This is a genomic window from Streptococcus periodonticum (assembly GCF_003963555.1).
GTDB lineage: Bacteria > Bacillota > Bacilli > Lactobacillales > Streptococcaceae > Streptococcus > Streptococcus anginosus.
Genome location: NZ_CP034543.1, coordinates 999,916 through 1,021,365, shown reverse-complemented (window position 1 = coordinate 1,021,365; position 21,450 = coordinate 999,916). Strand labels below are relative to the sequence as shown.

20 protein-coding genes and 1 tRNA gene are annotated in these 21,450 nt (G+C 38.4%); 18 read left to right on the top strand and 3 right to left on the bottom strand.

Features of this window, described 5'->3' with window-relative positions; genetic code table 11:
* Positions 1 to 56: 56 nt before the first annotated feature.
* From galT to EHW89_RS09410, 5 genes are all read left to right on the top strand, one after another.
* The gene (gene galT, locus EHW89_RS04990; RefSeq protein WP_126467040.1) at positions 57 to 1,538 is read left to right on the top strand and encodes a UDP-glucose--hexose-1-phosphate uridylyltransferase; all 1,482 of its coding nucleotides are present in this window, start codon (positions 57 to 59) and stop codon (positions 1,536 to 1,538) included.
* Between the two features lie 43 nt (positions 1,539 to 1,581).
* Positions 1,582 to 2,577 (top strand): UDP-glucose 4-epimerase GalE, encoded by a 996-nt coding sequence (galE, locus tag EHW89_RS04985; RefSeq protein ID WP_126467038.1) that lies wholly within the window; start codon positions 1,582 to 1,584, stop codon positions 2,575 to 2,577.
* A 143-nt stretch (positions 2,578 to 2,720) separates the two neighbouring features.
* On the top strand, positions 2,721 to 2,855 hold the full coding sequence (locus tag EHW89_RS04980; RefSeq protein WP_003024272.1) for a DUF4044 domain-containing protein: 135 nt from the start codon (positions 2,721 to 2,723) through the stop codon (positions 2,853 to 2,855).
* Positions 2,856 to 2,912: 57 nt separating this feature from the next.
* Complete coding sequence (gene obgE / locus EHW89_RS04975; RefSeq protein WP_049508471.1) at positions 2,913 to 4,223, top strand: GTPase ObgE; 1,311 nt, start codon at positions 2,913 to 2,915, stop codon at positions 4,221 to 4,223.
* A gap of 14 nt (positions 4,224 to 4,237) precedes the next feature.
* Positions 4,238 to 4,399, top strand: coding sequence for a hypothetical protein (locus EHW89_RS09410; protein WP_003024275.1), 162 nt, complete (start codon positions 4,238 to 4,240; stop codon positions 4,397 to 4,399).
* A 32-nt stretch (positions 4,400 to 4,431) separates the two neighbouring features.
* Here the strand turns inward: EHW89_RS09410 and EHW89_RS04965 are convergent, their stop codons facing one another.
* On the bottom strand, positions 4,432 to 5,382 hold the full coding sequence (locus EHW89_RS04965) for a polysaccharide deacetylase family protein (RefSeq protein WP_126467036.1): 951 nt from the start codon (positions 5,380 to 5,382) through the stop codon (positions 4,432 to 4,434).
* A gap of 179 nt (positions 5,383 to 5,561) precedes the next feature.
* On the opposite strand from EHW89_RS04965, the gene EHW89_RS04960 reads away from it, so the two are divergent.
* The 6 genes from EHW89_RS04960 to EHW89_RS04935 all read left to right on the top strand — a co-directional run bounded on the left by EHW89_RS04960 (position 5,562) and on the right by EHW89_RS04935 (position 12,355).
* A complete protein-coding gene (locus EHW89_RS04960) occupies positions 5,562 to 6,848 on the top strand; it encodes a homoserine dehydrogenase (RefSeq protein WP_126467034.1) in 1,287 nt (428 codons plus the stop codon).
* 1 nt (position 6,849) lies between these two features.
* Entirely contained in the window at positions 6,850 to 7,716 is an 867-nt protein-coding gene (gene thrB / locus EHW89_RS04955; protein ID WP_126467032.1) for a homoserine kinase, read from the top strand.
* Positions 7,717 to 8,074: 358 nt separating this feature from the next.
* Positions 8,075 to 9,004, top strand: a complete 930-nt coding sequence (locus EHW89_RS04950) for a hypothetical protein (protein ID WP_126467030.1) — start codon at positions 8,075 to 8,077, stop codon at positions 9,002 to 9,004.
* Between the two features lie 140 nt (positions 9,005 to 9,144).
* A complete protein-coding gene (locus EHW89_RS04945; RefSeq protein ID WP_126468067.1) occupies positions 9,145 to 10,473 on the top strand; it encodes a PTS sugar transporter subunit IIC in 1,329 nt (442 codons plus the stop codon).
* On the top strand, positions 10,466 to 11,308 hold the full coding sequence (locus EHW89_RS04940; RefSeq protein ID WP_126467028.1) for an alpha/beta hydrolase: 843 nt from the start codon (positions 10,466 to 10,468) through the stop codon (positions 11,306 to 11,308). The genes EHW89_RS04945 and EHW89_RS04940 overlap by 8 nt, the downstream gene beginning before the upstream one ends.
* A gap of 261 nt (positions 11,309 to 11,569) precedes the next feature.
* The gene (locus tag EHW89_RS04935; protein WP_226997591.1) at positions 11,570 to 12,355 is read left to right on the top strand and encodes an aldo/keto reductase; all 786 of its coding nucleotides are present in this window, start codon (positions 11,570 to 11,572) and stop codon (positions 12,353 to 12,355) included.
* 508 nt (positions 12,356 to 12,863) lie between these two features.
* On the opposite strand, the gene EHW89_RS04930 is transcribed toward EHW89_RS04935, so the two are convergent.
* Complete coding sequence (locus EHW89_RS04930) at positions 12,864 to 13,649, bottom strand: LysR family transcriptional regulator (protein WP_126467024.1); 786 nt, start codon at positions 13,647 to 13,649, stop codon at positions 12,864 to 12,866.
* Between the two features lie 273 nt (positions 13,650 to 13,922).
* On the opposite strand from EHW89_RS04930, the gene EHW89_RS04925 reads away from it, so the two are divergent.
* The 7 genes from EHW89_RS04925 to EHW89_RS04895 all read left to right on the top strand — a co-directional run bounded on the left by EHW89_RS04925 (position 13,923) and on the right by EHW89_RS04895 (position 19,414).
* Positions 13,923 to 14,882: an ROK family glucokinase gene (locus EHW89_RS04925; protein ID WP_021001748.1), complete on the top strand. Its 960-nt coding sequence runs from the start codon at positions 13,923 to 13,925 to the stop codon at positions 14,880 to 14,882.
* A gap of 151 nt (positions 14,883 to 15,033) precedes the next feature.
* Positions 15,034 to 15,381: a 50S ribosomal protein L19 gene (gene rplS / locus EHW89_RS04920; protein WP_003024326.1), complete on the top strand. Its 348-nt coding sequence runs from the start codon at positions 15,034 to 15,036 to the stop codon at positions 15,379 to 15,381.
* A gap of 39 nt (positions 15,382 to 15,420) precedes the next feature.
* Positions 15,421 to 15,492 (top strand) — tRNA-Arg (locus EHW89_RS04915).
* Positions 15,493 to 15,622: 130 nt separating this feature from the next.
* Positions 15,623 to 16,366: an alpha/beta fold hydrolase gene (locus EHW89_RS04910; protein WP_126467022.1), complete on the top strand. Its 744-nt coding sequence runs from the start codon at positions 15,623 to 15,625 to the stop codon at positions 16,364 to 16,366.
* A gap of 324 nt (positions 16,367 to 16,690) precedes the next feature.
* On the top strand, positions 16,691 to 17,143 hold the full coding sequence (locus EHW89_RS04905) for a hypothetical protein (RefSeq protein ID WP_126467020.1): 453 nt from the start codon (positions 16,691 to 16,693) through the stop codon (positions 17,141 to 17,143).
* 260 nt (positions 17,144 to 17,403) lie between these two features.
* Positions 17,404 to 18,078: a response regulator transcription factor gene (locus tag EHW89_RS04900; RefSeq protein WP_003024352.1), complete on the top strand. Its 675-nt coding sequence runs from the start codon at positions 17,404 to 17,406 to the stop codon at positions 18,076 to 18,078.
* Positions 18,068 to 19,414: a sensor histidine kinase gene (locus EHW89_RS04895; RefSeq protein ID WP_126467018.1), complete on the top strand. Its 1,347-nt coding sequence runs from the start codon at positions 18,068 to 18,070 to the stop codon at positions 19,412 to 19,414. The genes EHW89_RS04900 and EHW89_RS04895 overlap by 11 nt, the downstream gene beginning before the upstream one ends.
* A gap of 455 nt (positions 19,415 to 19,869) precedes the next feature.
* On the opposite strand, the gene EHW89_RS04890 is transcribed toward EHW89_RS04895, so the two are convergent.
* Positions 19,870 to 21,318, bottom strand: coding sequence for an alpha-amylase (locus tag EHW89_RS04890; RefSeq protein ID WP_126467016.1), 1,449 nt, complete (start codon positions 21,316 to 21,318; stop codon positions 19,870 to 19,872).
* Between the last annotated feature and the right edge of the window lie 132 nt (positions 21,319 to 21,450).

The following is a 21,450-nucleotide window of genomic DNA, read 5'->3' as shown; positions in this document are numbered from 1 at the left end:
ATAGTAATAAGGGCTGACGAGGATTTCAGCCCTTTCTATAAAAGAAAGGAAAATCAATGGCACGAAATTTACTGAATGCCTTTGTAACAGAGGTCATAGCAAATAGCTCTTTTACAGAAATTGACCGAATTTATTTGACAAATTGCGTCATGAGTCTGGTTGGAGAAGAAGCTGCAAAGCAAGAGACAGCAGTAACCAGCTTAATTGATCTCAAAGATGATTTACTAGAAGTTGCTTTAGCAGTTGGAAAAATCGGCTCAACTCTTGCAGAACAGGATATTCTTGGGGCAGAGTTGATGAATTTAGTCACGCCAGCACCTAGTCAACTCAATCAGCAATTTTGGCAAACTTATGAACAAGATCCTGAACGAGCTATTGCTGATTTTTATGAGCTTAGCAAACGTAATGATTATATTAAATTGAAAGCCATTGCTAAGAATATTGCCTATCAAACACCGACTGAATATGGTGATTTGGAGATTACGATCAACCTTTCTAAACCAGAAAAAGATCCCAAGGAAATTGCAGCAGCTAAGAAAGCCAAGACGAGCCACTATCCAGCTTGCCAGCTTTGTTTTGAAAATGAAGGGTATCAAGGGCGACTAGATCATCCAGCGCGAGCGAATCATCGAATTATCCGCTTTGATTTAGCCGGACGAGAATGGGGCTTTCAGTATTCTCCCTATGCTTATTTTAATGAGCATTGTATCTTTTTAGATAGCAAACATACTCCTATGGCTATCAGCCGTGGTACATTTGCGCGTCTTTTGGATATTGTAGAGACTTTTCCGGGTTATTTTGCGGGCTCCAATGCTGACCTTCCTATCGTAGGAGGCTCCATTCTCACTCATGACCATTATCAAGGTGGACGACATACTTTTCCTATGGAAAAGGCAGAGCTGGACAACACTTTCACCTTTGCAGGTTTTGAAAATGTAGAAGCTGGTATTGTCAACTGGCCCATGTCGGTTTTAAGGTTGCAATCAACTGATAAATCCGTATTGATAGATTTGGCGGATAAGATTTTACAGAAATGGCGCAGTTACTCCGATCCGACTGTTCAGATTTTAGCTGAGTCAAATGGTGAACTACATCATACGGTTACTCCAATAGCACGTCAAAAAAATGGTAAGTTTGAGTTAGATTTGGTTCTTCGGGACAATCAAACGTCAAAAGAATATCCAGATGGTATTTATCATCCGCATAAAGATGTTCAACACATCAAGAAAGAAAATATCGGCTTGATTGAGGTCATGGGCTTGGCAATTCTCCCACCTCGTTTGAAAAATGAGATAAAAGAAGTTGAAGAATTTCTTTTGGGACAAAGAAAAGAAGTGGCTCCTTATCATCAAGCGTGGGCTGAGCAGTTAAAAACTAGCCATTCAGATATAACAGCAGAATCAGTCCAGACAATCGTGCGTGCTTCGGTTGGTCAGATTTTCAAACGTGTCTTGGAAGATGCAGGTGTTTACAAGTACACAAAAGAAGGTCAAATCGCCTTTATGCGTTTCGTTGAATCAGTTGGTCTTAAGAAATAGCGCCCTTTTTATGATATAATATAAAAAATAGGAAGGAATGGTTATGGCAATTTTAGTATTAGGAGGAGCTGGTTATATCGGCTCCCACATGGTTGATCGATTGGTTGAAGCAGGACAGGAAGAAGTCGTCGTTGTAGATAGTTTGGTCACAGGGCACCGAGCTGCGGTTCACCCAGCTGCTGTTTTTTATAAAGGGGATTTGGCAGATAAGGATTTCATGAGAAGTGTCTTTTCAAAACATCCTGATATTGATGCAGTGATTCATTTTGCAGCTTTCTCGCTGGTAGCAGAGTCTATGACAGATCCGCTTAAATATTTTGATAACAATACGGCTGGTATGATTGCGCTTCTGGAAGTCATGAATGAAGTTGGTGTTAAGAAAATTGTCTTTTCATCAACTGCTGCAACATATGGTATCCCTGAAGAAATCCCTATTTTGGAAACGACACCGCAAAAACCAATCAATCCTTATGGTGAAAGCAAACTGATGATGGAAACGATTATGAAGTGGGCAGATCAGGCTTATGGTATCAAGTTTGTGGCTTTGCTTTACTTTAATGTAGCTGGTGCCAAACCAGACGGTTCTATTGGTGAGGACCACGGACCGGAAACACATCTTTTACCAATTGTTCTTCAAGTTGCTCAAGGAAAACGAGAAAAGATTGCTATTTTCGGAGATGATTACAATACACCAGACGGTACAAATGTTCGAGATTATGTACATCCGTTCGATTTAGCAGATGCTCATAGTTTGGCAGTTGATTACCTCCGAAAGGGCAATGAGTCTTCAGCTTTTAATCTAGGCTCGTCGAATGGGTTTTCTAATCTGGCAATCGTTGAAGCAGCACGAAAGGTGACGGGACACCCCATTCCACTTGAAATCGCAGGTCGTCGTCCAGGGGATCCGGATACACTTGTTGCATCGTCTGACAAGGCACGTCAGGTCTTGGGTTGGCAACCGAAATTTGACAATATTGAGATGATTATCGAGACAGCTTGGAAATGGCATTCGACACATCCAAACGGTTACGCTGATTGACATTGAAATCCAGCGGGAATCCTGTTGGATTTTTACTTTGTGGGGATTTTCAGTTGTAATCTTTTTATTTCAGCTATCATTTGAAAAACTATCTTCTTCATGTTACAATTAAAAGAGTAAATTAAATACATAGAGGTAATATCGTGGCTTTTGGTGATAATGGACAACGGAAAAAAACAGGATTTGAAAAATTGACTTTGATTGTAGTTGTTATCATGTTATTGGTAACGGTTGGAGCAATCTTTGCAAGTGCACTTGGTGCTTTGAGCAATTTCTAATCCTCAAACGCTTGAAAGAGCGTTTTTTTAGAGTGAAAAACGAGAGAAGAGAAAAATATGAGTATGTTTTTGGATACAGCTAAGATAAAAGTCAAGGCTGGCAATGGCGGTGATGGCATGGTAGCTTTCCGCCGTGAAAAGTATGTCCCAAATGGTGGACCTTGGGGCGGTGACGGTGGTCGTGGCGGCAATGTTGTTTTTGTCGTAGATGAAGGGCTTCGCACTTTGATGGATTTTCGTTACAATCGTCATTTTAAGGCTCAGTCTGGTGAAAAGGGAATGACCAAGGGAATGCACGGTCGTGGAGCAGAAGATTTGATTGTTCACGTACCGCAAGGGACAACGGTTCGTGATGCTGAAACTGGAAAAGTCCTAACAGATTTGATTGAAAATGGGCAAAAGTTCGTCGTAGCTCACGGCGGTCGTGGCGGTCGTGGCAATATTCGCTTTGCGACGCCTAAAAATCCAGCACCAGAAATTTCTGAAAATGGTGAACCAGGTCAAGAACGTGAACTCCAGTTGGAATTGAAAATTTTAGCAGATGTCGGTTTAGTCGGATTTCCGTCTGTTGGGAAATCAACTCTTTTGAGTGTGATTACTTCTGCTAAGCCGAAAATTGGCGCTTATCATTTCACAACTATTGTACCTAATCTTGGAATGGTTCGGACGCAGTCCGGTGAATCCTTTGCTGTGGCAGACCTGCCTGGCTTGATTGAAGGAGCCAGCCAAGGTGTAGGACTTGGAACACAATTTCTTCGCCATATTGAGCGAACTCGTGTCATCTTGCATGTCATTGATATGTCAGCTAGCGAAGGACGTGATCCTTACGAAGATTATCTTGCTATCAATAAGGAATTGGAATCCTACAATCTTCGCTTAATGGAACGTCCACAGATTATTGTTGCTAATAAAATGGACATGCCTAAAAGTGCAGAGAATCTAAAAGTCTTTAAAGAAAAATTAGTAGCAAATTATGATGAATTTGATGAACTGCCACAGATTTTTCCAATTTCAAGTTTGACGAAACAAGGCTTGTCAACGCTTTTGGATGCAACTGCAGAATTGCTTGATAAAACACCTGAATTTCTGCTTTATGATGAGTCTGAAATGGAAGAGGAAGCCTATTATGGCTTTGATGAAGATGCTCCAGCCTTTGAAATTTCACGCGATGATGACGCTGCCTGGGTTTTATCTGGTGATAAGTTGGAAAAACTCTTTACCATGACAAACTTTGACCGTGAGGAAGCTGTCATGAAATTTGCACGGCAACTACGTGGTATGGGGGTAGACGAAGCATTGCGGGCGCGTGGTGCTAAGGATGGTGACTTAGTTCGCATCGGCAAGTTTGAATTTGAATTTGTAGACTAAAAAGGAGTGATATCATGGGTGATAAACCAATATCCTTTCGCGATGAAAATGGCAATTTCGTTTCTGCAGCTGACGTTTGGAATGAAAAAAAGCTTGAAAAACTTTTTAACAAACTCAATCCGAACCGAAAGCTTCGCTTGGAACGTGAAAAATTAGCACAAAAGAAAAAAGAATAGGACTTGCTCATTTTTGAGCTAAGTCCTATTCTTTAATTTGTCGCAATTTCATTTAATAAGTCTTGGGCAGTTGTGGTTGGATTGACACGGACACGGTTGAGGGTTAGAAGTCCGTCATTAAGAGAAGCTAGTCCATTGTTGGTTGTTAACCCCATTTTATAGCCGAGGCTTTCAGCAATCTGTGTCGTTGTTTCACTATAACGTCCAGAAGGATAAGCAACCGTCGTTGTATTTTGGGAGAGGTTGCTATCTAGATATTGCTTAGAAACTTGCAATTCTGTCGTTTGTGTTTCAGCATTTGCAAGGGATAAATCTGGATGATTAACGGTATGATCTTCAAAAGACATTCCCTTTTGCTTCATTTCCTTGATTTGCTCAAGCGTCAGCATATCCTCGCGTCCATTTTCGACAAAACCAGTAATGACATTATTGGTTGCCCGCATTTGGTATTTTTGAAGAAGTGGGAAAGCATTGGTGTAAAAATCTCTCAAACTATCATCAAAGGTCAACCAAACGACTTTTTTATTTTTCGGAAGGACATTTTCAGTCAAAACTTTATAGGCTTCCTTTGGCGTGAGAGTATAATAGCCAGCGTCTTTTAGAGCTTTCAAATGACTTTCAAACGTTTCAGGCGAGACAATCAAACCAGCATTTGCTGCTTCAGAAGGATCCATATTGTGAATCGCATGGTACATCAAAATAGGGAATTTAACAGGCTGATCTTGCTTTATCCATTTCACTTTGCTTACTTTTTCACTAGATCCAGATGTTTCTTTAGTAGTTGCTTGAGAAGTAGAAGATTTGCTCACTTGTGAAGTGGCAGTTCTTGTATGGTTATTAGCCAGATTTGTTCCAGAGCGTTTCCACATAAATGTTCCTGCAATCACTAGAACAACCAATAAGATGAAGCTTATAATAGCACGCCGTTGTCTCCTCTTACGAATACGATTTCGTACAGAACGATTACCAGAATGTTTTCCCATTATGTGGAACTCCTTTTACTTTTAAATCACTATGTATATTTTACCATATTTCTGACTAACCGTTCACAATTTTTTTAAAATAGATTTCTATTATTTTTATAAAAATCCTGAAGTCTGCTTACTAGAAAAAAACAAGTTTATTTGCTATAATAAAAAGCATAAAATCTCAAGGAGTAGTCATGTCTATTAAAATTGCTTTACTTGGTTTTGGGACAGTTGCTAGTGGTGTTCCATTTTTATTGAAAGAAAATAGTGAAAAGATTGTGCAAGCAGCTCATTCAGAAATTGAAATTGCGAAAGTATTGGTAAAAGATGATGCTGAAAAAGAACGCTTGTTAGCTGCAGGAAATCATTTTAATTTTGTCACGACGATTGATGAAATTGTAAATGATAAAGAAGTAACGATTGTTGTTGAGTTGATGGGGCGTATTGAACCAGCAAAAACTTTCATCACTCAAGCGCTAGAGTCAGGTAAGCATGTTGTCACTGCAAATAAAGACTTGCTGGCAGTTCATGGCGCTGAGTTGCTTGAGATTGCTGCAAAACATAAGGTGGCTCTTTACTATGAAGCGGCAGTAGCGGGAGGAATTCCGATTTTACGCACGCTTGTTAATTCCCTAGCTTCTGATAAAATTACACGTATTCTCGGTGTGGTCAACGGGACATCCAACTTCATGATGACCAAAATGGTAGAAGAGGGCTGGTCTTATGAGGCGGCACTTGCTGAAGCACAACGACTTGGATTTGCAGAAAGTGACCCAACCAATGATGTGGACGGAATTGATGCTGCATATAAAATGGTTATTTTAAGTCAATTTGCCTTTGGAATGACGGTTAAATTTGAAGATGTCGCCCACCAAGGCATTCGCAATATTACACCAGAAGATGTAGCAGTTGCGCAGCAATTAGGCTATGTTGTCAAATTAGTTGGTTCCATTGAAGAAACGGAATCAGGTCTCGCTGCAGAAGTCACACCGACCTTTTTACCAAAAACTCATCCTCTTGCTAGTGTGAATGGCGTGATGAATGCAATCTTTGTAGACTCTATCGGTATTGGTGAGTCGATGTATTACGGTCCAGGTGCGGGACAAAAACCCACTGCAACAAGTGTTGTCGCAGATATTATTCGGATTGTTCGACGGATTAACGAAGGAACTGTTGGAAAAGCCTTTAATGAGTTTCAGCGTGAATTAGTTCTGGCTAAACCAGAAGATCGTAAGAGCCCGTATTACTTTTCGATATTAGCACCTGATGCGAAAGGACAAGTTTTACGCTTAGCAGAAATTTTTAATGCTGAAAATGTCTCCTTTAAGCAAATTCTGCAACAAGGAACAGACGGAAATACTGCACGTGTTGTGATTATTACCCATGCTGTCAACAAAACGCAGCTAGAAAATGTCACTCGAAAATTGCAGGCAACTTCTGATTTTAAATTATTGAACACCTTCAAAGTATTAGGAGAATAAAATGAAAATTATTGTACCTGCAACGAGCGCGAATATTGGTCCGGGATTTGACTCGGTTGGTGTAGCTGTCAGTAAATATCTAACCATTGAAGTTTTGGGAGAAAGCGACCGTTGGCTGATTGAGCATGATTTGGAGCGGCGTATTCCTTCAAATGAACGCAATTTATTGATTAAAGTGGCGCGCAGAATTGCTCCAGCTATTCAACCTCATCATTTAAAAATGACAAGTGATATTCCTTTAGCGCGTGGTCTGGGTTCTTCTAGTTCCGTTATTGTTGCAGGAATTGAACTTGCAAATCAATTGGCAAATTTGCAGTTGTCAAATGCTGAAAAATTGAATCTTGCGACGAAAATTGAAGGACATCCAGATAATGTAGCACCTGCTATTTATGGTAATTTGACGATTTCTAGTTATTTAAACGAGAAAGTTTCAACTGTAGTGACGGAATTTCCAGAAGTAAGCTTTATTGCCTATGTTCCAAATTATGAATTGCGTACTAAAGACAGCCGTGGCGTTCTTCCAAAAGGTTTATCTTATCGTGAAGCTGTCACTGCAAGTTCCGTCGCGAATGTGGCTATTGCCGCTTTAATGAAGGGCGATATGGTAACAGCGGGGCGTGCTATTGAGTCCGACCGTTTTCATGAGCATTTTCGCCAAGGTTTGATTAAGGAATTTCCAAAAATCAAGATGCTGGCAAAGAAAAACGGTGCGTATGCGACTTATCTATCAGGAGCAGGACCTACTGTGATGGTTCTAGCACCAAAAGACCAGTCGAAAATGATAAAAGAGAAAATAGAAGAGCAACAATTTAAAGGACAAGTTTTTGAGCTTCAGGTTGATTGCCGAGGCGTTCGAGTAGAAAAATGAGAAGAGTGAAGAGGGTGGAACAGAACTAAATGAAATAAAAATTTAGTTCGTAATCTTACCCTCACAAGGTTGCTCAATAGTCTGAGCACCTATTGAGGTGGCAGATAAGGAAAACGAAGTTTTCGCTAAAAGTGTCATTCCAAGCTTGAAAAAGTGAACCGCTTGGAAAGCTCTATCTGCCACCTCAAGGCAGTACTTTGAGCAATCAGTCGCTGCATCGTTGATTTATTACATAGTATGCTTTTAGGTTGGGAATTTTTGTCCTAACCTCTTTTAATATTCTTACAAAAAATTCCCTCTTGTCTATTTATTCAAATGTATGCTATAATAAATAAAGAATATATAAAGGAGTTCGGCTATGAATAAACTTGATTTGCAGGCACTTGCGGATGAGTTAGGGTTGCAATTTGATGAGACTTCATCTGTTATTTTTGGTCAAAAAGATGGTTATACTTTCTATATTGAACAAACGAATCAAAAAAATCAATACTGTATTTGTTGTTCGGTAAAAAATGGTGAAGCATTACCGTCTTTGGAAGAATTTAAAGAATTGACGAAATCTTCTAAGGCTTTGAAAACTTATCAGGTTAATTTATATAAAGCAACTTTTTATATTAAAACTGGTATGACTAAAGGAAAAACACGTGAACATATTCGTCAGGGATTACAAGATATTATCGCGTTCTTGAAAGAAAGAAATCTGACGAATGTTTGCGAGCAGACCGGAAAAGCAGGGCAAGTAGATCTTTATCAAGTCGGAGGAAATCTTTTACTGCTTTCACCAGAAGCATTTCAAGAATTAAGCTCAAACTTGTCAATTGAAAACCAAGTTTATAACCACCAAAAGGAAAGTATCTTAGCAGGAACGGTAGGAGCCTTTCTAGGGAGCTTGATAGGGGGAATTGTTACCTTGGTGATTGCTCAACTTGGTTATGTAGCTGTTGTCTCAGGAATTGTCATGGGAGTTTGTACAGTAAAAGGGTACGAATTGTTAGGTAAAAAGTTGTCTAAAGTTGGTATCGCGATTAGTGTTGTTTTTATGCTTATCATGATGTTGGTTGCGCACCAATTTGACTATGCAATTCAGCTTGCAAAAGCAGAAAGAGCAGATGTTTTTACCGCTTTTACTTATCTGACAAATTATATCTTAAATGGCAATGAAGTACATATTTCTTATTGGACAAATCTTGGTTTGCTATTATTATTCACAGGTGCCGGTGCTGTGGGAACGATTATTAGCGTTTTGTCTGCACAGTCACAAAAATACATTACAAGAAAATTAGGGTAAAAGAATTCAAAGGTTTAGATTTTTATCTGAGCCTTTTTAGGTCTGATTAAAAAACATTGAATAATAAATATTCAAACATGTAGCATTTAATTTTAAAGAAGCTAATTGAATTGTCATCTCAACTATGCTACAATCAAGCTATGATGTTCAATAAATTAACCAGAAAAAGTCGTATAGATCAATACTTAATAAAAAAAATGATTGCCTTTCGGCAAATGAGTTTCATTAAAATTACACAAGAAACATTGGTATCGCTCTTTCCTTTTTTCTTGCTAACAACGACAACAATGGTTTTGTCAGAGTCGGTTTTTTCAGTAAATGGTTATATTAACAACCTATTCAGCGTTCGCTCTTGGTTTCCTCATTTTTCAACTATTAGCTTAGTTACGACAAATTTCACCTATCTGATAGGGGGATTGGCAGGACCATTAGCGACTTATTTTAGTGCAAAATACACAGCTGGTTATTATGGTCGTAGTACGGGGACAGCTGGGATTACAGCCTTTATTTTTAGCTTATTAGTTAATTCGCGCGAATTATTTTCGGTGGTTTTAAATGACGGCGCTTTGACGAAAATCAATCTTCCTGTCAATATCAATCTAATTGTTGCGATATTGATTGGTTATGTGGTGGGACAAATTTTTCGATTTTCAAGTCCGAATGATGACCACATTGTAGATGAGCATTTTATTTATTACCCTAAAACGTTGCGCCCTATCTTTTGCTCGTTTGCTCTGGCTGTCTTGGTTAGTTTTCTCATTAATCTGGGCAATCGACACAATGTTTTTTCAACAATTGCAAATTTTTTGTCAGGCTTAATTGTCAATAGAAACAATATCTTTGTCATTGAAATGAATACTGCCTTACGGACTTTTAGTGCTTGGATTGGAAATAGTAATTCATTTAATGACCTGCCGTTTGTCAATGACTCCTCTGCCTTGGATAATCTCAATTATGCTTTGAAACATCATACTACAACAGGGGTACCTTATCTCTTTTCAACGACCAATCTGTATGATGCTTATGGAACGTTTTCAGGTCTGGGCGGAGTTTTAGCTCTTCTCGTAGCTATTCTCTGGAAATCTCGAAGTGACAAAGACCGAGATGTGAGTTTGAAAAGTATTTTTCCTTCACTTTTCAACCATGGTGTAGCCTTTATGGTTGGGATTCCTATATTTTTCAATTTTCTATTTTTAATCCCTTTTATCCTCGTACCAATGCTGAATGTCTTTGTAGCTAGTATTTTTCTATATTTTAGAATAATGCCTCCGGCTGTTTATCCAGTTCCTAGCGGAGCGCCAAGTGTACTCTATGCTTTTATTGGGACAGGCGGAAGTTTGCGAGCATTAGCAGTAGGAATTTTCATTTTTATTATCGATGTTCTTATTTATATCCCCTTTGTGAGATTTAATGACCGGATTCATGAGGAACTCAGACAAATGGATCAGAAAGGAGGCGAACATGACTAAAAAGATAAAAATAGTGCTGCTGACTGTTCTAATTTTTTTGATAGGACTAGCAGTTCCCTCTTATAGTTGGACGAGAAAAAACATTGATCAAATTGCTAAATTTTATAATGCTCGGATGTCGCCAATCATTATGATACCAGGTAGTTCTGCTACGGAAAACCGCTTTGATGGCTTGGTTCAAAAGCTCAATCAAAGACGTCGCGGCGTGAAGCATAGCTTGCTCAAAGTTAAGGTCTGGAATGACGGACGAATTACATATAGCGGATCTATCGCAGCGAATGATAATGAGCCAATTATTGTGATTGGTTTTGAAAATAATAAAGATGGCTATAGTAACATCAAAAAACAAGCCAAAATGGTTGACACTGCCTTTGAAAATCTCCAAGGAAAATACAATTTCAATAATTTTAAGGGCTTGGGTCACTCAAACGGTGGTTTAATTTACACAGCTTTTATTGAAAATTACCTCGGCAGCTATGATGTGGAATTGAAGAAGTTGATGACAATCGGGACGCCTTATAACTTTACTGAAACCAATATCAACAATAAAACTGAGATGTTAGCTGATTTCATTAAAAATCGTGAAAATATTCCGACCACTTTAGCTATGTATTCTGTTGCAGGAACCATTACTTATGATTCAGACGAATTGGTACCAGATACGAGCGTGAGTGCAGGGAAATATATTTATCAAGGACAAGCGGCGCACTATACTGAAACCACAGTCACAGGTGCGGATGCCCAGCACTCGGACTTGCCAACCAATGATGAGGTTGTCTTCTTAGTTCAAGAGCGCCTTGTAGATAGACAAAACCAGCGAAATCAAAGAAATTGAGAAGGAGTAGGACAGACGCCTAGGGCTGCTGACACAATCATGGTCATCTATCCTAATCTCCTCTTTTTGTTGTTATAAATTATGAATCGGACGATAATTGCTATTCATTTTTTGCATACCACTCTGCAATTTTGCTATTGTACTTTTTCTGAAAAGAGCGTTATACTTATGATAAAAATTGCGAAAAGAGGAAATCACATGCAAAATATAATCTTAAACAACGGTGTCGAAATTCCAATTTTAGGTTTTGAAGTGTACTAAATTGCTCCCAAAGATACCAAGAGTGCTGTGCTAAATGCTATCAAGGCAGGTTATCGTCATTTTGATACTGCTCAAGCCTATGCCAATGAAAAGGAAGTAGGCGAGGCGATTCGAGAGTCTGGGATTGACCGCAAAGAGTTTTTCATCACTAGTAAAGTCTGGCTATCCAACTATGGCTGCGACAAGGCTTATGCCTCGGTTTTAGAATCTCTTGACAGAATTGAGTTAGATTATCTGGATCTTATGTTGCTCCACCAACCTTTTGGTGACTATTATGGTGCCTACCGTGCTTTGGAAAAACTTTACAAAGAAGGAAAACTTCGAGCGATTGGTGTGTCTAATTTTTATCCAGATCGTCTCAGCGACATTGTAGCTTTCAATGAGATTACACCACAAGTCAATCAAGTGGAAACTCACCCACTGAATCAACAGATATTCGCACAAGAAAATATGATAAAAAATAAGGTGCAAATTGAATCTTGGGCTACTTTTGCAGAAGGTCGTGGTGACATTTTCAACAATCCAATTCTCAAAAGTATTGCTGATAAACATGGTAAATCCACTGCACAAGTCATGGTTCGCTGGCAAGTTCAACGGGGAATTGTTTGCTTGACTAAGTCTTCACGTTTTGAGCGAATGAAGGAAAATATTGATGTTTTTGACTTTGAACTCAGTGCAGAAGATATGGCAAAGATTGCAAGTATGGATACCCAAACCAGCCTTTTCTTTAATCATCAAGAAGCCAGCACAGTAGATCTCTTTTTAGGATTTCTGGGGAGAAAATGAAAACAGGATTTTCGTTTGATTTCAGAAAATAACTATGTTGGTTTTCATTCAGATAACATTTTAATAACAATTGGGTATAATTGCTTGATTTTCGCTTGAGGAAGATTATTATATATGTAAGTAATCTGATGTAAAGAATGCTTTATTATAATTTTTGAAAGGTTATCTAATGTTAACTCCAAAATTTAGTCTATTTGTTCTTGCTAGCTATTTTATCTTACCAATTATTGCATTGTTATTTCCAAACAAATATGTTAAATTAATCATATTTGATATTTCTATTAGAAAATATTTTGGTGATAGGTCTGTATATAAAGGGCAAGTATTTTAACTGATAGCCTTATCTTACAATACAATAGTAACAATAGTACCAAGAAAAAAGCCTAACTTTTTATTTTGATTGAGTTGGGCTTTTTCATCTTATTCAGTTTTAATATTAGAACGATATTGAGTTGATTAATAATCTTATTTTATAGTGAATATATCTTGTTTTTTTCATGAGCATGGACTATTTAGTTTTCACCAACTCCTGTAAAATAGCTTTGTTCTTCTTCAAAACGGAAATGTAGAAAGTCTTGGTAGCTTCTTTGTCCGAGATAGGAATCTGGATACGTTGGCTATTCACAGTGGATTCTTCAGTGTTTTGTTGAGTAATATTGGTAGAAAAAGTTGGTAATGCAGAAGCATTTACTAAATCAACAAAGGCTGCCCGATCTTTTTGAACAATAAACTTTGTTTGCGTCAGTTGATTGACTAATGGCTGCCAAATGCCTAGATCCGAGCGCAGCAGCATAGTCAAATTAGCCAATTCTGCAAGCTTTATCTCTTTTCGTGTGGCATACGGGTGAGTCAAGGGAACGGATAAGTAAAGTTGCTCCATGAAAAGCCCCATAGAAAGAATATGCTCTTTTTTGATAGGATAGTCTGTTACAATGAAGTGAACGTTTTCGTCATCCAGAGATTTTTCCAATTCGTCATTCGTCTTTTGCTCAATTTGAATGTGTTGCTCCAAGCCTTTTTCTTTTATACGACTTTCCAGTTCAAAGATGGCTCCCGGCGCATTAACACCACCAAAAATAATACTTTCTTTTAATGCAAAATGTTGTACATCATCGAGAAATTTTTGTTTCAGGAATTTTTTGGCTAGTTTAACAGTTTGATGACCAGTTTCCGTGAAACTTAATTTATTTTTTCTTCGCTCAAAAAGAATAACCCCCAATTCATCTTCCAGCATTTGCATATTTCGAGTTAAGGATGGCTGAGAGATGAGTAGGACTTTGGCTGCTTTAGACAAGGTTCCCTCCTATGAGAAAACAATGAGTTGCTCCAAGTGTTATAAATTCAGCACGATGTCTCCTTTTTGATCAATGAGTTGGACAGCTTTGACTATAGGTAAAAAGAATACTAGTATCATCTATCGTTATTGTACAATTTTTCATTTATCTTGTAAAATGAGAGCAGAGAGCAGCACAAGTCGTTCAAACCCATTCAAGTTCTATGCAAACCTTTTCAATTCGTAAAAAATCTGATATAATAAGAATGAAAAAAATTATTAGAGGAGAGTAGTATGTCTAAAAAAATTATTGGGATTGATTTAGGTGGTACATCTGTGAAGTTTGCGATTCTGACCCAAGAGGGAGAAGTTCAAGAAAAATGGTCTATTAAGACAAACATTTTAGATGAAGGTAGTCATATTGTTGATGATATGATTGAATCTATCAATCATCGCTTGCGACTATTGGGACTTGGGGCAGAAGATTTCATCGGAATCGGCATGGGCTCACCTGGTGTTGTGGATCGTGAAAAAGGAACGGTTGTCGGAGCTTACAATCTCAACTGGAAAACTCTGCAACCTGTAAAGGAAAAAATTGAGAAAGCGACTGGCATTCCTTTCTTTATTGATAATGACGCAAATGTAGCTGCTCTTGGTGAACGTTGGAAAGGTGCTGGTGAAAACCAACCAGATGTTGTCTTTATGACACTTGGAACAGGTGTCGGTGGTGGTATTGTTGCGGAAGGAAAATTACTGCATGGGGTAGCTGGAGCAGCCGGAGAATTGGGGCATATCACAGTTGATTTTGATCAGCCGATTCTCTGTACTTGTGGTAAAAAAGGTTGCTTAGAAACCGTAGCTTCTGCAACAGGTATTGTTAATTTAACGCGTCGCTACGCTGATGAATATGCTGGTGATGCAGAGCTGAAAAAACTGATTGATAATGGCGAAGACGTTAATGCAAAAATTGTCTTTGATTTGGCTAAAGCTGGTGATGAATTAGCTCTCATTGTTTATCGCAATTTTGCACGTTATCTTGGTATTGCTTGTGCCAACATTGGATCTATCTTAAATCCGTCAACGATTGTCATCGGTGGTGGCGTCTCTGCAGCAGGTGAATTTTTACTAGACGGTGTTCGTAAGGTCTATGAAGAAAATTCTTTCCCTCAAGTGCGTACATCCACAAAACTTGCACTTGCAACGCTTGGAAATGATGCAGGTGTCATAGGAGCAGCTTCATTGGTTCTTCAATAATTCTACTAAAATGGAAAAAATAATCCAAATAAGGCATTTACAATTATTATAAAATTTGTTATGATATTAGATAGTGCGTAATGGAAGCACTAAAAAACGACTAATCCGCTGTGGTCTTGAACTGCAAGATTAGTAAGATAGGAGAAGAAAAATGAATCCATTAATCCAAAGTTTGACTGAAGGTCAACTTCGTACTGATATTCCTGCATTCCGTCCAGGTGATACTGTTCGTGTTCATGCGAAAGTTGTCGAAGGAAACCGCGAACGTATCCAAATTTTCGAGGGTGTGGTTATCGCTCGTAAGGGTGCAGGTATTTCAGAAAACTATACTGTTCGTAAAATCTCTAACGGTGTAGGTGTTGAACGTATCTTCCCACTTCACACACCACGTGTTGAAAAGATTGAAGTAGTGCGTTACGGTAAAGTACGTCGTGCGAAATTGTATTACCTTCGTGCATTGCAAGGTAAAGCAGCGCGTATCAAAGAAATTCGCCGTTAATGTGGAATTAACTCTGTCACTTGGCAGAGTTTTTCTCTAGTCCCCTTAGTTCAATGGATATAACAACTCCCTCCTAAGGAGTAGTTGCTGGTTCGATTCCGGCAGGGGACATAATGTGCCCTCAAAAGTCCTTATTGTTGAAGGGCTTTTGTGTTTTTTGAGTTCAATATTTGCTTGTTATTCTCAATAAAATATAAAAGTAAAGTTTGTTTTGGAAACATCTGACTGAAAGGATAAGAATATGAAGGCTTATTTTATTGGAGGACTAGGCTGCAATTGCTATTATCCCCAGGACTTTTTTAATGCACTGTCTTTTCCAGTTACTTATCTAGATATTTATGATTCTAGGTTGGAAGAGCAACTGATTTCATTACAGGCGTTGAAAGATTGGTTTATGGCACAAGTTGATATGGATGACGATATTCTGTTAATAGCCCATTCTTTGGGAGCAGATTTAGCAGTTTATCTAACAAGTGTCTATGATAAAATTACGCATCTCGTCTTATTAGATGGTGGATACATTAATATGGATAAAATTTGCCCTTTGAATGTAGAAATTGAAGATTCTCTGAATTATTTTCAAACGAATGTTTATGAGAGCCTAAAGAAAGCTGTTATAACTGAAAAACAAAGCTCTGCTGTATGGTCAGAAAATTTGGAGGGGGCGGTAAAAGAAAGTTTTGTTTTTGATAAAGTTCAAAAACATTGGTATTTAAGCTTATCTGAAAAGTTAATGACTCATTTATTGACAATAAGACGGCAAGCTTTTAGAAATTTGTCCTTTTTGAAAAATAAAAATGTAATTTTGTTCATTCCAGAAATAAACAAGGAAACACCAATTTGGAAAAAGAGGGCTATACAGACCATCCCGAACTTTCTAAACCTCATAGAAATGACTAGCTGTAGTCATTCATTGTATATGGAAAAACCGAAAGAAATAGCAGCATTGCTTGAAGATAAAATGGAAATTAGGTCACTCTTTTGAGAAAAGAAACTTTTTCTAGGACAAATTTTATGAGATAATCTTCTAAACTAAATTGGAACAATCTGATTTAGTTTTTTTATATTTTGTGTGTCATTTTACTATCTTCTGTCTTTATTTTTAGTTTTTTTTAAGAAAAAATTCAGTCACTTTTAAGAAAAAGTAGATATGATAGTTCCATTCAAAAGAAAGGACGTGATGAGATGAGAAAGTCAAAGTTAAATTTGTTTGTCTGATAAATCTTGGCATCAAGGGAGGTATTGTGGCAATACTCTTTGGAATGCAATCTCTGATCGCTTAAAAATAGAAAGAAGGAATTTGACAAAAATGAAACAAGAGAACACAAGTAAGAAAGAGAAGATGATCATGGTTGAAAAAAGTACCAAATGGTGGATGACTGTTGTAGCAAGCGGGTCACTTGCTGTTGGTCTTCTCGGTGGGCTAGGTATTGGTTCTTTGGCGACAAATGCATTCAATAAGCAGGCAAAAGTACAGACAAGTACGACAACTCAGGCACAGAATAACCAGCAACAGGGAAACCAAAATCAAGGTGGTCCGGGAATGCCCCCAGGTGGACAAAATGGAAATAATCAAGGCGGTCCAAACGGAATGCCACCCCAACAAAATGACGATCAAAGTGACAATAGTAACAGCCAAAATGGCTCAGGAAACAGTAATAACTCAAAGAAAAAAGCTCCATCAAATGCTGACGGTTCAACCAAATCAGATAAGAATAGTAGCACGACAGAAAATAATGATTCAAATACAACAAATTCTTAATATTTCAGAGGAAGTCATGATATAATAGAATCAGAATAATAGAAAGTCAGTAGATTGATTTTTGGCAAGACAATGCTAGTTCACGATGAAGGGAGCGGGCAGAACTGAACATTCAAAATGTTTTTTAGTTCGTGGCCTTATCCCCTTAAGCCTCAAAGTACTGTTTTGAGCAATCAGCTACTGCATCGTTAGTTTAGTGCATAACGAATTTTGAAACTGGAGACTTTTGTCCCAAACTCGTATTTTAGAAGGAAAAGCATATGATTAAGATTCTATTAGTGGAAGACGACCTCGGTCTATCTAATTCAGTATTTGATTTTTTGGATGATTTTGCAGATGTCATGCAAGTTTTTGACGGTGAGGAAGGATTGTACGAGGCTGAGAGTGGCGTGTACGACCTTATCTTGCTTGATTTGATGTTGCCAGAAAAAGACGGTTTCCAAGTATTGAAAGAATTGCGTGAAAAAGGCGTTACCACACCTGTTTTGATTATGACAGCCAAAGAAAGTTTGAATGATAAAGGACATGGTTTTGAGTTGGGTGCTGATGATTATTTGACCAAGCCATTTTATCTGGAAGAATTAAAAATGCGGATTCAAGCTCTCTTGAAGCGTTCTGGCAAGTTCAATGAAAACACCCTTTCTTATGGCGATGTCACTGTTAATTTATCAACAAACACTACACTTGTAGACGGAAATGAAGTAGAATTGCTCGGAAAAGAATTTGACTTGCTGGTGTATTTCTTGCAAAATCAAAATGTTATTTTGCCTAAGACACAGATTTTCGATCGCTTGTGGGGATTTGATAGTGATACAACGATTTCAGTTGTAGAAGTTTATGTCTCAAAAATCCGGAAAAAATTGAAAGGGACGACCTTTGCGAACAATCTTCAAACGCTTCGTAGTGTCGGATATATTTTAAAAGATGCTGAATAAACTAAAAAAAACATGGTATGCGGATGATTTTTCTTATTTCATTCGCAATTTTGGTATTTTTACTCTCATTTTCTCAGCCATGACTTTGATTATCATTCAGGTGATGCGCTCAAGCCTTTATACAACGGTCGATAATAACTTGAAAAGTCTCAGTCAGGATTCCGCTTCTGTCATCAATTTGGCGCTCGCTCGGAGAGTGGGGCTGGAACAGAAGTCAGACAACGGAGAGCCTAAAGCCGATACGGGTGACAAAGAACTTACTGATAAACCAAATGTCAGTGCCAATACGGAAGTTATCTTATTTGATAAGAATTACAAGCCTATTATTACCAGCAATAATTTTCTGGGACTTAATAAACTTTCCTTTAATAGCAAACAATTGGATCGCATTCGGCAAGTCCAGGTTAAAAGCAATTATGGTCGACAAGAAACCTATCGGATGATTTTATTTGAAGTGAAAATCCCAAATTTGGAAACCAATGTCAAATATGCAGCGGTCTTTATCAATATCAGTCAGTTGGAACAAACTAGTCAAAATCATGAGCAGCTGATTGTAGTTGTGATGATTAGTTTCTGGGGAATTTCCTTGATTGCCAGTGTCTATCTTGCACGGGTCAGCGTTAAACCTCTTTTAGAAAGCATTCAAAAGCAAAAGAGTTTTGTCGAAAATGCCAGTCATGAGTTGCGCACGCCTCTAGCCGTTTTGCAAAATCGTTTGGAGACTTTGTTTAGAAAACCAGAAGCTACCATTATGGAATCAAGCGAAAGCATTGCTTCTAGTTTGGATGAAGTCCGGAACATGAAAATGTTGACGACAAATCTGCTCAATCTAGCACGGCGTGACGATGGGATTAAACCAGAAATTGGTGATGTTGAGCCAAATTTCTTTAATACGACCTTTACCAACTATGAAATGGTTGCCGCAGAAAATGGGAAAACTTTCCGATTTGACAATAGGATTCACCGTGTGATTAAAACAGACAAGACCTTGCTGAAGCAATTGATGACTATCTTGTTTGATAATGCCCTGAAATATACAGACGAAGACGGTGTGATTGAATTGACAATCTCTGCAAATGATCGAAATTTGTTTTTGAAGGTTTCGGATAATGGTCCAGGGATTAGTACAGCAGATAAGAAAAAGATTTTTGATCGTTTTTATCGTGTTGATAAAGCACGGACTCGACAGACAGGTGGTTTTGGTTTAGGCTTGTCGCTTGCAAAGCAAATCACAGAAGCCCTTAAAGGGACCATTACGGTGAAAGATAATAAGCCGAAAGGAACCATTTTTGAGGTGAAGATTGCCATTAGAACGGACAATAGAAAGAAAAAATAAGTCAGGAATAACCTGTATTCATAGGGAAGGTTGTTTCGGAAGATGAGAAAAAACACGAACAAAGTCAGGATTAGTTGTTGGCTATCTTGATCTGTTCGTGTTTTTATCTTGTTTAAAAGCAGAGTTGAATGGTTGAGGCTGGGATGTCATTATTTTCGTCAGCCTAGCGGAAGAACTGTCTAAGTTTTAGTTTATGCTGTCAGCTGAGCGGACGGATTGCCTGGGTTTTATTTAGTTTGTGCTGTCAGCTGAGCGGACGGATTGCCTGAGTTTCAGTTTATTCCGTCAGCTGGGCGGACGAGCTGCCTGAGTTTTAGTTTGTGCTGTCAGCCGAGCGGACAAGGACCCTCAACTTTCTGTTTGCTTCGTCGCCCCGATCAACAAAGAGAATGAGTTTAAGTCTCTAGCAAGAGTAGGAAGTGATTTGTGGTTTAGATCTCACTGTGTTCTTTATTTTATTGCGCAGACCAGACACTAACCGATTTTTCTGCAACTGGGAAATCTGCCCAGCCGTCTTTTTTGATTGTCACGCTTTCTGAGCAATTTCCCAAGTAATCTTTGAATTTCTTACCAGCCCAATTTTTACCGACATACATGCGTTTTGAACTGGCTTGATCGTTTGTTAAGATGACAGCAATCGGCTGTCCGTTGTCTTTGCCTGAACGGGTCCAAGCAATGCAATGCTCGTCGTCAAAATAATCCGTCTGTTCACCATAGGCTAAGTTGAGCCGAATGTCTAACAGTTTATCTAGGACTTCTTGGAAACTTTGTTGAGCGAATTCGCCGTTGATGCCATAGTAATCTCCGTAGAACACACAAGGAAGCCCAGCTTCACGCAACAAAATGAGAGCGTAAGCAGCTGGTTTAAACCATTCTTCAACAGTTGATTCCAGCGCTTGTCCACGTTGTGTGTCATGATTATCGACAAAAGTAACAGCCGATTTAGGGTGGTTTTTGACAAGCGTTTGTTCAAAAATATTTCTCAAATCATAGTCCGCCCCAGCGCGGCTAGCATCAAATAAGTTGTGGTGCAGTTTGACATCTACTAGATCAAAACGATAGTCAATACTTCCTAAATAATCGTTATTTGCAGTTTCATCACCATTCCAAAACTCTCCAAAGACATAGAAATCTTCTCCATACTTTGCCATAATATCGCGGATAAAATTTCCCATAAAGAAAGAGTCAATATGCTTAATAGCGTCCAACCTAAAGCCATGAATGCCGGTTATTTCGATAAACCAATCTGCCCAATCATAAAGGTTTTGAATGACTTCTGGGTGCTTAAAATCAAGGTCAGCGTACATGAGATAGTCGAAATTTCCATTTTCATTGTCCACTAAATCATCGTCAGCCCAACCTTTGTTGTCCCCTTGAATGAGGTAAATCCCTGATTTATTTCGCTTAGCATCATAATCCGTCCCTGTAAAGTGGTACCAATGCCATTCAAAATCATTGTATTTTTTATGGCGGCCGGGGAATGTGAACTTGGTCCAGCCTTTTATTTCAAAAGGCTCAGAGAGGGCGACTGTACGATCATTTGGGTCAACTTCAATAACAGTAAATCTCTCTTTGTAATCCGCTGCCGCCTTGTGATTTAAAACGACATCTGCAATGGGTTCAATTCCATTTTCTTTGAGTGCCTTGATTGCGTTCAAATAGTCTTCCTTAAAGCCATACTTTGTCCGAACCGTTCCTTTTTGGTCAAATTCGCCCAAGTCAAATAAATCATAAATGCCGTAGCCGACATCGTTGGAACTAGTGGCTTTAAAAGCAGGTGGCATCCAAACCTTGCGAATGCCTTTAGAAGCTAGATGTGGAGCGTCTGTTGCCAAGCGATTCCAATGTTGTCCGTCATTTGGTAGATACCATTCAAAATATTGCATCAATGTTTGATTTTTCATACGAGATACCTCTTTCTTGTCTTGATGGCTACTATTTTAGCAAAATAATCTCCACAGCGCAAACGTTTGCGTAAATTTTATAGAGTCAAAGGATGAAAAATAGATTGAAACGATGATTGTTGAGGTATATAA

Bases quoted from the DNA above. Each gene is read 5' to 3' on its own strand.
- galT (WP_126467040.1), top strand. From the start codon at position 57: ATGGCACGAAATTTACTGAATGCCTTTGTAACAGAGGTCATAGCAAAT.
- galE (WP_126467038.1), top strand. From the start codon at position 1,582: ATGGCAATTTTAGTATTAGGAGGAGCTGGTTATATCGGCTCCCACATG.
- obgE (WP_049508471.1), top strand. From the start codon at position 2,913: ATGAGTATGTTTTTGGATACAGCTAAGATAAAAGTCAAGGCTGGCAAT.
- EHW89_RS09410 (WP_003024275.1), top strand. From the start codon at position 4,238: ATGGGTGATAAACCAATATCCTTTCGCGATGAAAATGGCAATTTCGTT.
- EHW89_RS04965 (WP_126467036.1), bottom strand. From the start codon at position 5,382: ATGGGAAAACATTCTGGTAATCGTTCTGTACGAAATCGTATTCGTAAG.
- EHW89_RS04960 (WP_126467034.1), top strand. From the start codon at position 5,562: ATGTCTATTAAAATTGCTTTACTTGGTTTTGGGACAGTTGCTAGTGGT.
- thrB (WP_126467032.1), top strand. From the start codon at position 6,850: ATGAAAATTATTGTACCTGCAACGAGCGCGAATATTGGTCCGGGATTT.
- EHW89_RS04950 (WP_126467030.1), top strand. From the start codon at position 8,075: ATGAATAAACTTGATTTGCAGGCACTTGCGGATGAGTTAGGGTTGCAA.
- EHW89_RS04945 (WP_126468067.1), top strand. From the start codon at position 9,145: ATGATGTTCAATAAATTAACCAGAAAAAGTCGTATAGATCAATACTTA.
- EHW89_RS04940 (WP_126467028.1), top strand. From the start codon at position 10,466: ATGACTAAAAAGATAAAAATAGTGCTGCTGACTGTTCTAATTTTTTTG.
- EHW89_RS04925 (WP_021001748.1), top strand. From the start codon at position 13,923: ATGTCTAAAAAAATTATTGGGATTGATTTAGGTGGTACATCTGTGAAG.
- rplS (WP_003024326.1), top strand. From the start codon at position 15,034: ATGAATCCATTAATCCAAAGTTTGACTGAAGGTCAACTTCGTACTGAT.
- EHW89_RS04910 (WP_126467022.1), top strand. From the start codon at position 15,623: ATGAAGGCTTATTTTATTGGAGGACTAGGCTGCAATTGCTATTATCCC.
- EHW89_RS04905 (WP_126467020.1), top strand. From the start codon at position 16,691: ATGAAACAAGAGAACACAAGTAAGAAAGAGAAGATGATCATGGTTGAA.
- EHW89_RS04900 (WP_003024352.1), top strand. From the start codon at position 17,404: ATGATTAAGATTCTATTAGTGGAAGACGACCTCGGTCTATCTAATTCA.
- EHW89_RS04895 (WP_126467018.1), top strand. From the start codon at position 18,068: ATGCTGAATAAACTAAAAAAAACATGGTATGCGGATGATTTTTCTTAT.
- EHW89_RS04890 (WP_126467016.1), bottom strand. From the start codon at position 21,318: ATGAAAAATCAAACATTGATGCAATATTTTGAATGGTATCTACCAAAT.